This is a genomic window from Kitasatospora sp. NPDC048722 (assembly GCF_040650235.1).
In the GTDB taxonomy this organism is placed as follows: Bacteria; Actinomycetota; Actinomycetes; order Streptomycetales; family Streptomycetaceae; genus Kitasatospora.
In genome coordinates this window covers 1-11,669 of record NZ_JBEZGX010000012.1, presented here as the reverse complement: position 1 = coordinate 11,669, position 11,669 = coordinate 1, and the positions used below count along the sequence as shown (strand labels likewise).

Here is an 11,669-nt window from a genome sequence, read left to right as displayed (position 1 = left end):
CTCGGTCTCGGCCGCGACGGTCTCGGCCTTGGGCTTGCGGGTCCGGGTGCGCGTGGCGGGCTTCTTCTCCTCGGCCGGAGCCTCGGTGACAGCGGCGTCGGCCACGACGGTCTCGGCCTTGGGCTTGCGGGTGCGCGTCCGGGTGGCGGGCTTCTTCTCCTCGGCCGGAGCCTCGGTGACGGCGACCTCGGCCACGACCTCGGCCACGACCTCGGCCACGACGGCCTCGGCGGCCTCGACCACGGCCTCCGCCTTGGGCTTCCGCGTCCGGGTCCGGGTGCGCGCGGCCGGCTTCTCCTCGGCCGGAGCCTCGGCCACGGCCACGGCCTCGGCGACGACGGCCTCGGCGGCCTCGACCACCGCGGCCTCGGCCACGGCCGCCTCGGCGCCCGACGCACCACCGCGCGAGCGGCGGCGACGACGGCGCGGCGCGGCCTCGCCCTCGGCGCCCTCGACGGCCGGGGCCGTCGCGGCGGACGCAGCCCCGGTCACCGCGGCAGCGGCCTCGCCCTCGGCGCCGACCGCGGAGCCCCGGCGGGTGCGCCGGCGCTCGCGGGTGCGCCGCGGCTTCTCCTCGGCCGCCTCGACGGCCGGGCCGCCCGGACGGCCGGAGCGGCCGGAGCCGGCGGCCCCGGCGGACCCGCCGGAGCCGGCGCGGCCACTCCGGCCGGAGCGCGCCCCGCGCCCGCCGGTCTCGCCGAGGTCCTCGACCTCCTCCGCGCCGAGCCCGGCGCGGGTGCGCTCCGAGCGGGGCAGGATGCCCTTGGTGCCCGGCGCGATCTTCAGCAGCTCGTAGAGGTGCGGCGAGGTGGAGTAGGTCTCCTCCGGCTCGTTGAACGGCAGGTCCAGCGCCTTGTTGATCAGCTGCCAGCGCGGGATGTCGTCCCAGTCGACCAGGGTGACGGCGGTGCCGGAGGCGCCGGCCCGGCCGGTGCGGCCGATCCGGTGCAGGTAGGTCTTCTCGTCCTCGGGGCACTGGTAGTTGATGACGTGCGTGACGCCCTCGACGTCGATGCCGCGGGCGGCGACGTCGGTGCACACCAGCACGTCGACCTTGCCGTTGCGGAAGGCCCGCAGGGCCTGCTCGCGGGCGCCCTGGCCGAGGTCGCCGTGGACCGCGCCGGCCGCGAAGCCGCGCTGGGTCAGCTGGTCGGACACGTCGGCGGCGGTGCGCTTGGTGCGGCAGAAGATCATCGCGAGCCCGCGGCCGTCGGCCTGCAGGATGCGCGAGACCATCTCGACCTTGTCCAGCGAGTGCGCGCGGAAGATGTGCTGCTCGATGTTGGCGACGGTCGCGCCGGTGTCGTCCGGCGCGGCGGCCCGGATGTGCGTCGGCTGGCTCATGTACCGGCGGGCGAGGTTGATGACCTGGCCCGGCATGGTGGCCGAGAACAGCAGGGTCTGCCGCTTGGCCGGCAGCATGGTGATGATCTTCTCGACGTCGGGCAGGAAGCCCAGGTCGAGCATCTCGTCGGCCTCGTCCAGGACCAGCGCGCGGACCTTGGACAGGTTGAGCTTCTTCTGGCCGGCCAGGTCGAGCAGGCGGCCCGGGGTGCCGACGACGATGTCGACGCCCTTGGTGAGCGCCTCGACCTGCGGCTCGTACGCCCGGCCGCCGTAGACGGCGAGGACGCGCACGTTGCGCACCTTGCCGGCGGTCTGCAGGTCGTTGGTGACCTGGGTGCACAGCTCGCGGGTGGGGACGACGATCAGCGCCTGCGGGAACTCGGTGAGCTGTTCCTCGGTGGCGCGGCCGGCGTCCACGTCGGCGCGCACGACGACCCGCTCGATCAGCGGGAGGCCGAAGCCGAGGGTCTTGCCGGTGCCGGTCTTGGCCTGGCCGATGACGTCGTGGCCGGTCAGCGCGACCGGCAGGGTCATCTCCTGGATGGGGAACGGGTGGACGATGCCGACGGCCTCCAGGGCCTCGGCGGTCTCCGGGAGGATTCCCAGCTCTCGGAACGTCGTCTTGATGGGTTCAGCGGTGGTGGACAGGGTGCTGCCTCTTCCGTGTGGAGGGGCCGAGAGCGAGCGGCGGGCGGGCGGGCGCGCGGCTGCGTACGGACCGGGACGGTCCTGAAACAGCTGCGCGGACGCACAACCGCGCCGGTCCCTGCGGCCGGCCGGTGCGCGCGGCCCGATGGCGGGGCGCGTCGCCGGCGGCGTCGGGGAGGATTCCCGTGAGGGACCTGCGCGGGACCTCCGCCGGGCGGGCGCGGTCTCGGCGGCCCTCGCTCGGCCACTGATGCGGTGCCAAGGCTTGAAGTCCAAGCCATGGTCGGAGCCGATCGGCTCTCCGACCGGGCATCCGCGTACGTGAGTACCCGTGCCTCCGATGCGGACACGTCCGAGGGGACGGCGCCGCTGGGGAGCGGGCTTGCGCGGGACACCGAGACGGCGGTGACACCGTGCGAGCACGACGGGGCTCCGTACCACCATACAGTCAGGCGACGACTCGAACACGTGACGCGTCTGACATTGCCCCCGGCGACCGGCGCGTGACCGGGCGTTCCGGGTGGTCACCCGGCACGCCCGGGGGCGGCCGGTCCGTGTGGGGGAGCCGGGCGGGCGGGACTAAGGTGGCGGGTCATGGAGACCCATGGTGAGACGCAGGACGAGGTCGGCTCGATCGGCGACTGGGCGAGCTGCTCGGCCGACCCGGGCTACCGCGCGGCGGTGCTGGACCTGCTCGGCGCCCTCGCGTACGGCGAGCTGAGCGCCTTCGAGCGGCTCGCCGAGGACGCCAAGCTGGCGCCCGACCTCGCCGACAAGGCGGCCCTGGCCCGGATGGCCTCCTCCGAGTTCCAGCACTACCAGCGCCTGCACGACCGGCTCGCCGAGATCGGCGCGGACCCGCAGGAGGCCATGCGCCCCTTCGTCGAGCCGCTGGAGCTGTTCCACCGCATGACGGCGCCCTCGGACTGGCTGGAGGGCCTGGTCAAGGCCTACGTCGGCGACGCCATCGCGACGGACTTCTACCGCGAGGTGGCCGTCCGCCTCGACGACGACACCCGGGACCTCGTCCTCGGCGTCATGTCCGACACCGGCCACGCCCAGTTCGCCGTCGACAAGGTGCGCCAGGCGATCGAGGCCGACCCGCGGGCCGGCGGCCGGCTCGCCCTGTGGGGCCGGCGGCTGATGGGCGAGGCGCTGAGCCAGGCCCAGCGGGTGGTCGCCGAGCGCGACGCGCTGTCCAACCTGCTGGTCGGCGGCGTGCAGGTGCAGGGCTTCGACCTGGTCGAGGTCGGCAAGATGTTCAACCGGATCACCGAGGCGCACACCAAGCGGATGGCCGCCCTCGGCCTGGCCTCCTAGAGCCCCGTCCCGCTGACGCGGGCTACGCCGGCCGGTGCCGCCGCGGCGCGCGGTGGACGCCCCCGTGGTGCGGGTGGTGCCGGTGCGCCGGGGCCCGGCCGGCGGCCACGTCGGGCCGGGCCAGCATCGAGGTGAGCACCACCGAGGAGACCGCCGCCGCGAAGGCCGCCCCGGCCGGGTAGCGACCGGCCAGGCCGAAGGCCGCGACCGCCCCGCCGACCAGCGCCGCCGCCACCGCGGTGCCGAGCACCAGGGCACGGGCCGCCGGGAAGTACGCCGGCAGCGCCAGGAGCGCGGCCAGGCCCACGACCAGGCCGACGAGGGCGAAGACGATCGACTCGACCAGCAAGGCTGCCTCCCCGGGGGACGGGCGCGCGGCACTCGAACGGCCGCACCTGCGCCCTACCCCGGTCCGACCGGCCGTACACGCAGCGGTGCCCCGTTCCCTCGGGGGGAACGGGGCACCGGGCGGGCGACTCAGAGAGTGCCGAAACCGACCTTGCGGACGGCCTGCTCGCCGATCTCCACGTACGCCAGGCGCTCGGCCGGGACGATGACGCGGCGGCCGTGCTCGTCGGTCAGCGAGAAGAGCTTCGAGCTGCCCTCCAGCGCCTTGGCGACCGCGCTCTCGACCTCATCGGCAGTCTGCGTGCTCTCGATCACGATCTCGCGCGGCGCGTTCTGCACGCCGATCTTGACCTCCACGGCTTCCGTCCCTCCGGGGTTGCAGCCATCCACGCGCGGGCACCGGAGCGCCTGGGACAAGCGTTCGCGACGACCGCGCCGTACGGCTTCACCATAGAGCACGCGATCACCGCGGAGGCGAAGGTCAGCGGATCACCGGAGCCCACCGCGGCCGCGGACGGACCCTAGGCGGACTCGCCGGCCGGGTGCATCGGGAAGCCCTTCAGGCCGCGCCAGGCGAGGCTGGCGACCAGTCGGACCGCCTCGTCGCGCGGGATCTCCAGGCCCTGCGACAGCCAGTAGCGGGCGGTGATCTGGGCGAGGCCGCAGACCCCGGCCGCGAGCAGCTTGGACTCCGCCTCGGGCAGGTCGGTGTCCTCCTGGATCACCTTGCTGACCAGGGTCGCGCTGGCCTCGGAGGCCCGCTCGACCCGCTCGCGCACGGCCGGCTCGTTGGTCAGGTCCGACTCGAAGACCAGCCGGAAGGCGCCCGACTCGCTGGAGACGTAGTTGAAGTACGCCTCCATCGTCGCGGCCACCCGCAGCTTGTTGTCCGTCGTGGTGGACAGCGCCTCGCGGGTCGACTCCACGAGGGCGTCGCAGTGCTTGTCCAGCAGCGCCAGGTAGAGCTCCAGCTTCCCGGGGAAGTGCTGGTAGAGCACCGGCTTGCTGACCCCGGCGCGGTCGGCGATGTCGTCCATGGCGGCCGCGTGGTAGCCCTGCGCGACGAACACCTCCTGGGCGGCACCGAGCAGTTGTTCACGGCGGGCGCTTCGCGGCAGGCGGGCACCGCGCGGGCGCTCCTGCGCCTCCTGGATGGCCGTCACGGCGCTCCTCACTTCGGGGTTCGTACGGGGCTGCGAGGTGACCGATTCTACTTTTCGGTAACCGCGTCCGCGTTCGGCGGACGTGAGAAAAGCCCCCGGCCTCCTTGTCAGGAGCCCACAATACGGCGCTGACCTCGGCATCGGCAGTGGTGTGACGGGGACGGAACTGCCCGGCCACACAGGGTGTCCTCCCGGCGGCGCCCGCCCGGCGGGCGCTGACTACCATCGTCCACCATGAGCGGCGCTGAGCAGCAGATACGGTCGGTCGAGGTCCCCGGTGCGGTGCTCGCGGTGCACCGGCCGGCCGGTGCGGGCAGGATCGGCGCGCGCGGAGCGGACGGGCGGGAGCCGGGGCTGTTCGTGCACGGGCTCGGCGGCTCGGCCGGCAACTGGACGGCCCTCATGGGCCTGCTCGCCGACCGGATCGACGGCGAGGCCGTGGACCTGCCCGGCTTCGGCGCCTCCGCGCCGCCCGCGGACGGCAACCTGAGCGTCAACGGCCACGTCCGGGCCGTCATCGGCTACCTGGAGGCGGCCGGCCGCGGCCCCGTCCACCTCTTCGGCAACTCGCTGGGCGGCGCCGTCGGCGTCCGGCTCGCGGCCCTGCGCCCCGACCTCGTCCGCACCCTCACCCTGGTCTCGCCCGCGCTGCCCGAGCTGCCGCCGCAGCGCAGTGCCTGGCCGACCGGCCTGCTCGCGGTGCCCGGGCTGCCCGGTCTGCTGGGCCGGCTCCCGGCGAACGCGCGCGGCCCCGAGGAGGCCGCCGACGGCATCCTGCGGCTGGTCTACGGCGACCCGGACGGGCTGCCCGCGGCCACCCGGGCCGAGGCGGCGGCCGAGTACCGGCGCCGGCTCGCGGTGCCGCACGCGACGCGGGCGCTGGTCGGCTCGGTGCGCGGGATCGTCTCCGCCTACACCGAGCGCGGCGACCAGGCGCTGTGGCGGCAGGCCGGGCAGGTGCGCGTGCCGGTGCTGCTCGTGTACGGGCTGCGCGACAAGCTCGTCTCCTACCGCTCGGCCCGGCGGGCCTGCGCGGCCTTCGCGGACGCCCGGCTGCTGGTGCTCCCGGAGTCCGGGCACGTGGCGATGATGGAGCACCCCCGGCAGGTGGCGCGCGAGGTCGGGGAGCTGCTGGGCGCCCGCGCCCGGTAACGGCGGCGCTAACGGGCCCGTTCGCGGCGAGGTCACGCCGGTTCACTCGTTCAGGTGGCAACCAGGCATGTGACCGATGGATGGCCGCGGGCCGGTCCTACCTTTCTGCTGCCGGACCGAACAGGTGTGGGGGGAGAGCCACACACGCCGCGCCACACGGCGGGCAGCAGGCGGTCGGCCACCAGCTTCCGCAGCCCCGGGAGGGGCAGCAAGAGGAGGTCTTCCGTGCGCATCGCGCTGCTCACCGAGGGTGCCCGTCCGTACCCGGGCCGTGGCACCGGACCCTGGTGCGACCGGCTGGCCGAGGGCCTGCCGGAGCACGGGTTCGAGCTCTACCTGCTCACCGGCCCGGACGCCCTCGGCGTCGGGGACCGGATCTCGCCCGCCTGGCGCGGGGTCCACGAACTGGCGCTGTGGGGGCGCAGGCCGGCCGGGCGGGCCCCCGGCGCACTCCGCAGACGCCAGTACGCGCGGGCGTACGAGGAACTGGTGCGCGCCCTGGTCCTGCCGGGCGAGCGCGACGGGTTCGGGGCCGGGCTGTACCGGCTGGCCGCGCTCGCCCGGGAGGATGCCGGCCTGTCCGCGTTCCTGGCCTCCGCGCACGCCCGCCGCGCCCTGGAGCGGGTCTGGCGGCTGCCCGGCGCGGACACCTCGGCCGGGCAGCCGCTGGTGTGCGACGTCCTGGTCGCCGCCGACCTCCTGGAACAGTGCCTGCGCCCGTTGTCCGCGCCCTGGTACGGCACCGGGCCCGGCGGCCTCGGCGGCGCCGACCTGTGCCACGTCGTGGGCGGCGGCCCGGCCGCGCTGCCCGCGTTGGTGGCCCGGCACCTACACGGCGTCCCGTTCGTCGTCACCGAGCACGGCCTGCACCTGCGCGAGCAGTACCTCGGCTACCGCGAGGCGCCCTACCGCTGGCCGGTCCGGGCCCTGCTGCTGGCGTTCTTCAGGGCGCTCACCGAGGAGACGTACCGGCAGGCCGCGATACTGACCCCGGGCAGCGCGCACGACCAGCAGTGGCAGCGCCGTTGCGGGGCGGACCCGGCGCGCACCCGGGTGGTGTACGAGGGCACGCCCGCGGTGTCCCGGCCCGCCGCCGGGCCGGAACCGGCCGCGCCGACCCTGACCTGGGCGGGTGCCCTGGAACCCGGCCGCGACACCGAGCTGATGCTGCACGCCTTCGCCCGGGTGCGGGCCGAACTCCCGGACGCCCGGCTCGTCGTCCACGGCGAGGAGGCGCGGCCCGGCTACCTCGCGCACTGCGCGGCACTGGCCGAACGGCTCGGGATCGCGGCGGCGGTGGACTTCGCCGGGCGGCCCGGCTCGCTCGCCGAGGCCTGGGAGAGCGGCACGGTGGCCGTGTTCTCCGCGCTGGCCCAGCGCCGGCCGCGGCTGCTCGCGGACGCGATGCTGAGCGGGCGGGCGGTCGTGTCGACCGACGTCGGGGTGGCCCGCGAGGTGGTCGGGCCGACCGGGCTCCTGGTGCCCCCGCGCGACCCGAGCGCCCTGGCCGGCGCCTGCCTGGCGCTGCTGCGCGACGAGGAGCGGCGCTCGCGGCTCGGGCTCGCCGGACGGCTGAGGGCGCAGGAACGCTTCGCCGTCGAACCGGTGATCGGCGCCTTCCGGGAGATCTACCTGGAGCTCGTCTCGCGGTTCCCGGCCTTCCCGGACGGCGGGGGCGGCGGTGCGCCCGGCGAGCGGCCCCGCCCGTTCGCCCGGCCCGCCGAGTTCTGGCTGCGCGGGGGCGCCGACGGGGCCGGCGGGAGCGCTTCCGACGACGCGGCCGGGGGCGGCGACGACGGCGCTCGGGAGGGCGGGGGCCGGCTGCGGACCCCCGCCCGCCTGGGGGCCCTCCGGGCGGACGGCGGGAGCCTGGAGACGGACCCGGGCGCCCTCGCGGAGGCGGTCTGATGTCCGCGGGCGGCGCGGCGGCCGGCGGTGCTGCCGGCCGGCCCTCGGGCGATCCGGTGCGCCAGGTGATGGCGGAGCACCGGGCGCTGTGCGAGCGGGCCGTCGACCCGCTGGAGATCGCCGCCGGGCTGGAGGAGGCGGGCCTCGGCGCCGAGGCGGCGGCGCGCTGCCGGCACGCCGACCTGTTCGCGCTGGCCGACGAGCTGTACGCGCGCGTGCCGCGCGGGGTGGCCTCGGGTGAGCAGCAGCCCCCCGGCCGGGAGTGCGGCGCCGCCGCCAGGGCCACGCTCGTCGCCGCCGCCCTGGCCGCCCCGCCGTGCGCGGCGGTGGCCTGGTTCGGGGCGCGCTGGCCGGTGCTGCTGACCGCCGCCGTCCCGCTCGCGCTGGTCCCCGCCCTCACCGCGGACCCGCCGGCCGGCCCGCCCCGGCCGCCGTTCGCCGGCCCCGCAGCCCCCGACGGCCTCGGCCCCGAGGCCGCCCCGCCCGGCACCGGCACCCGCTGGCGCCCCGCCGCCCTCGCCTACGGCCTCGGCCTGGCCGCCCTCCTGCTGCTCCCGCCCGCGCTGCCCGGCGGTGACCGCCCGCTGACCGTCGCCCTGGCGCTCGCGGCCGCCGCGTCGGCCGGGTCGGCCGAGCGGGCGGCCCGGTGGTACCGGCAGGTCGGCCGGGGCCACCTGGGAGCGGCGGGCACGCTGGCCGAGTTCCGGGCCCGGATGCGACCGGTGCTGCCGGTCGCGGTGGCCCTGCACCTCGCCGTCCTCGCGGTGCTGACCTTCGCCGCGCTCGCCGTGCTGACCGTCGTCGCGCCGCGCCCGGGGCCGTCCCACGGGGGCGGGCTGCTGCACGTGGCCGCCGAGCGCTCCGGCGCCCTCCCGTGGGCGGCGCAGGGCGTGCTGGGCCTGCTGCTGGTCCTGCCCGCGCTGCTGGCGCGCTGCGGCCGGTGGACCGCCGCCGCGCTGGGCGCGCTCGCGGGCCCGGCCGCCACCCTGGCGGTGCTCGGGCTCGGCCGCTCCGGCCCGTCGGCCGCGCTGCTCGGCGGCGGCGCCGTCGCGGCGGTGCTGCTCGGGTACGCCTGGGCGGTGCTCGGCCGGGCCGAGGCGCATCGCTGACCCGTACCGCGCGCCCGTCCGTCCGCCCGCACGCTCCGATCCCCTGGACCCCGGCCGTCGAACCGGCCCCCGTACATGCCCGATTTCAGCCCGCCAGGTCGTCCCCGACCTCGCTTCGTGGAAGGACACCCCCGATGAGGGTGCTGTTGCTGGGTGCCGACGGCTTCATCGGCCGCCGCGTCACCGACCGTCTGCTGCTGGACCAGGAGTTGCAGGTGACGGTCCTCGGCCGGCGCGACTCGGCCGACATCCGCTTCGACCTGACCACCGGCAGCCCGGGCGCGCTGGCGCGCTTCCTGGACGCCGTCGCCCCCCAGGTGGTGATCAACTGCGCGGGCGCCACCTACGGCAGCTCGCGCACCCTGATCCGGGCGAACACGCTGGCGGTCGCCACCGTCTGCGAGGCGATCCGGCGCAGCCGGGAGCCGGCCCGGCTGGTGCACGTCGGTTCGGCGGCCGAGTACGGGCCGGTGCCCGGCGGGGTGCCGGTGTCGGAGCAGGCCGAGCCGCGGCCGGTCGGCCCGTACGGGGTGTCCAAGCTGGCCGGGACGGAACTGGTGCTGGCCTCCGGCCTGGACGCGGCGGTGCTGCGGGTGTTCGACGTGGTGGGCCCGGGGGCGCCGACCGCCTCGTTGTTCGGCCGGCTCGCGGAGGGGCTGCGCCGGGCGCTGGAGCGGGACGAGTCGCAGGTGCGGATGCCGGACCTGTCCGGATACCGGGATTTCGTGGACGTGCGGGACGTCGCGCGGGCGATCCAGTCGGCGGCGGTGTCGGCGGCGACCGGGGTGATCAACATCGGCAGCGGGCACGCCGTCCGGGCCCGGGACGCGGCGCAGCTGCTGGTGCGGGCGGCGGGCTTCGAGGGGTCCGTCGTGGAGGAGAACCGGCAGGTCCTGCTACCCGCGCAGGCCGTCGCGGTGGGTGGGGACCACCTGCCGGGGCACGCGCCGGGGCCGCACCTGCCGGGGCACCGCCAGGAGGGGCCGCGGGCCGACGGACGGCCGGCCTCGGGTGAGCCGGTGCCGTGGCGGCAGGCGGACGTGCGCACCGCGAGGGACCGTCTCGGATGGCGGACGCAGGTGCCGCTGGAGGAGTCGCTCGGGGACGTCTGGCTGGAGACGGCCTGCCGGGTCTGAGCGGTCCGGGCGGCGGCCCGGCGGGCGCGTCCGGCCCGCTGGGAGGGGCCGGGACGCCGTCCGGGGTGCCCGCGCGGCGGGTCCACGATCCGACGCCGCCCGTCTCGCCCATCGGACGGGCTGTCTCGGAATACCGGAGGGGCGTGACACTGTTGGCGTAGCAGAGCCACCCGAGTGGCGGAGCAACATGCCCACAGACAGGCTGGCCCCGGCCACCTGAAACCGACGACCATCGGAGTTTCCGTGTCGCTGCCACCCCTGGTCGAGCCGGCTGACGAGCTCACCGTTGACGAGGTCCGCAGGTACTCCCGCCACCTGATCATCCCCGACGTGGGCATGGCCGGGCAGAAGCGGCTGAAGAACGCCAGGGTGCTCTGCGTCGGCGCCGGCGGCCTCGGCTCGCCCGCGCTCATGTACCTCGCCGCGGCCGGTGTGGGCACCCTCGGCATCGTCGAGTTCGACGTGGTGGACGAGTCCAACCTGCAGCGCCAGATCATCCACGGCCAGTCGGACATCGGCCGCTCCAAGGCGGAGTCGGCGCGGGACTCGGTCAAGGAGATCAACCCCTATGTCAACGTGATCCTCCACGAGGAGCGCCTCGACAACTCCAACGTCATGGAGATCTTCTCCGGCTACGACCTGATCGTGGACGGCACCGACAACTTCGCCACCCGCTACCTGGTGAACGACGCCGCGGTGCTGCTCGGCAAGCCGTACGTGTGGGGCTCGATCTACCGCTTCGACGGCCAGGCCAGCGTCTTCTGGGCCGAGCACGGGCCCTGCTACCGCTGCCTGTACCCGGAGGCCCCGCCGCCGGGCATGGTCCCCTCCTGCGCCGAGGGCGGCGTGCTGGGCGTGCTGTGCGCGTCGATCGGCTCGATCCAGGTGACCGAGGCCATCAAGCTGCTGGCCGGCGTGGGCGACCCGCTGGTCGGCCGGCTGATGATCTACGACGCCCTGGAGATGAACTACCGCCAGGTGAAGGTCCGCAAGGACCCGAACTGCGCGCTCTGCGGCGACAACCCGACGGTCACCGAGCTGATCGACTACGAGGCCTTCTGCGGCGTCGTGTCGGAGGAGGCGCAGGCCGCCGCCGCCGGTTCGACGATCACCTCGAAGCAGCTGAAGGACTGGCAGGACGAGAAGGAGGACATCTTCCTGATCGACGTCCGCGAGCCCGGCGAGTACGAGATCGTCAACATCCCCGGCGCGGTGCTGATCCCGAAGAACGAGTTCCTCATGGGCGACGCCCTGGCGAAGCTGCCGCAGGACCGGAAGATCGTGCTGCACTGCAAGTCGGGCGTTCGCTCGGCCGAGGTGCTGGCCGTGGTCAAGGCGGCGGGCTTCTCGAACGCCGTGCACCTCGGCGGCGGCGTGCTCGGCTGGGTGAACCAGATCGAGCCGCACAAGCCGGTCTACTAGGCCCGGCGCACGGAGACGACGGAGCCAGATCCCTCACAGGTCGTTCATGATGCTGGAGATCGCATCCCGAGAAGCCGCCGGGTCGAGTGCTCGATCACGCATCGCCCCGATGATGT

At 75.5% G+C, this 11,669-nt stretch carries 10 protein-coding genes; 6 read left to right on the top strand and 4 right to left on the bottom strand.

The features are described 5' to 3' along the window. On the bottom strand, nt 1-1,881 hold a 1,881-nt coding region (locus tag AB0C76_RS11585; protein ID WP_359963226.1), incomplete at its 3' end, for a DEAD/DEAH box helicase. A gap of 708 nt (nt 1,882-2,589) precedes the next feature. Between AB0C76_RS11585 and AB0C76_RS11580 the strand changes: the two genes are divergently transcribed. Beyond that, nucleotides 2,590-3,315, top strand: coding sequence for a ferritin-like fold-containing protein (locus AB0C76_RS11580; RefSeq protein WP_359963223.1), 726 nt, complete (start codon nt 2,590-2,592; stop codon nt 3,313-3,315). Between the two features lie 22 nt (nt 3,316-3,337). Here AB0C76_RS11580 and AB0C76_RS11575 read toward each other — a convergent pair whose 3' ends face one another. The 3 genes from AB0C76_RS11575 to AB0C76_RS11565 form a co-directional block, all read right to left on the bottom strand. Beyond that, nucleotides 3,338-3,664 carry a hypothetical protein gene (locus AB0C76_RS11575; RefSeq protein WP_359963220.1) on the bottom strand — a complete coding sequence of 109 codons (327 nt, stop codon included), beginning with the start codon at nt 3,662-3,664 and terminating at the stop codon, nt 3,338-3,340. Nucleotides 3,665-3,792: 128 nt separating this feature from the next. After that, nucleotides 3,793-4,020 carry a DUF3107 domain-containing protein gene (locus tag AB0C76_RS11570; RefSeq protein WP_359963217.1) on the bottom strand — a complete coding sequence of 76 codons (228 nt, stop codon included), beginning with the start codon at nt 4,018-4,020 and terminating at the stop codon, nt 3,793-3,795. Between the two features lie 164 nt (nt 4,021-4,184). Further along, nucleotides 4,185-4,826 (bottom strand): TetR/AcrR family transcriptional regulator, encoded by a 642-nt coding sequence (locus AB0C76_RS11565; RefSeq protein ID WP_359963214.1) that lies wholly within the window; start codon nt 4,824-4,826, stop codon nt 4,185-4,187. 234 nt (nt 4,827-5,060) lie between these two features. On the opposite strand from AB0C76_RS11565, the gene AB0C76_RS11560 reads away from it, so the two are divergent. The 5 genes from AB0C76_RS11560 (at nt 5,061) to moeZ (ending at nt 11,553) form a co-directional block, all read left to right on the top strand. Next, nucleotides 5,061-5,978 carry an alpha/beta hydrolase gene (locus tag AB0C76_RS11560; RefSeq protein ID WP_359963211.1) on the top strand — a complete coding sequence of 306 codons (918 nt, stop codon included), beginning with the start codon at nt 5,061-5,063 and terminating at the stop codon, nt 5,976-5,978. 225 nt (nt 5,979-6,203) lie between these two features. After that, on the top strand, nt 6,204-7,886 hold the full coding sequence (locus tag AB0C76_RS11555) for a DUF3492 domain-containing protein (protein WP_359963208.1): 1,683 nt from the start codon (nt 6,204-6,206) through the stop codon (nt 7,884-7,886). After that, the gene (locus AB0C76_RS11550) at nt 7,886-8,995 is read left to right on the top strand and encodes a hypothetical protein (protein ID WP_359963205.1); all 1,110 of its coding nucleotides are present in this window, start codon (nt 7,886-7,888) and stop codon (nt 8,993-8,995) included. Before AB0C76_RS11555 ends, AB0C76_RS11550 begins: the two co-directional genes overlap by 1 nt. A gap of 134 nt (nt 8,996-9,129) precedes the next feature. Continuing rightward, nucleotides 9,130-10,131: an NAD-dependent epimerase/dehydratase family protein gene (locus AB0C76_RS11545; RefSeq protein ID WP_359963202.1), complete on the top strand. Its 1,002-nt coding sequence runs from the start codon at nt 9,130-9,132 to the stop codon at nt 10,129-10,131. 243 nt (nt 10,132-10,374) lie between these two features. Further along, nucleotides 10,375-11,553 (top strand): adenylyltransferase/sulfurtransferase MoeZ, encoded by a 1,179-nt coding sequence (gene moeZ / locus AB0C76_RS11540; protein WP_359963199.1) that lies wholly within the window; start codon nt 10,375-10,377, stop codon nt 11,551-11,553. Nucleotides 11,554-11,669 lie beyond the last annotated feature (116 nt).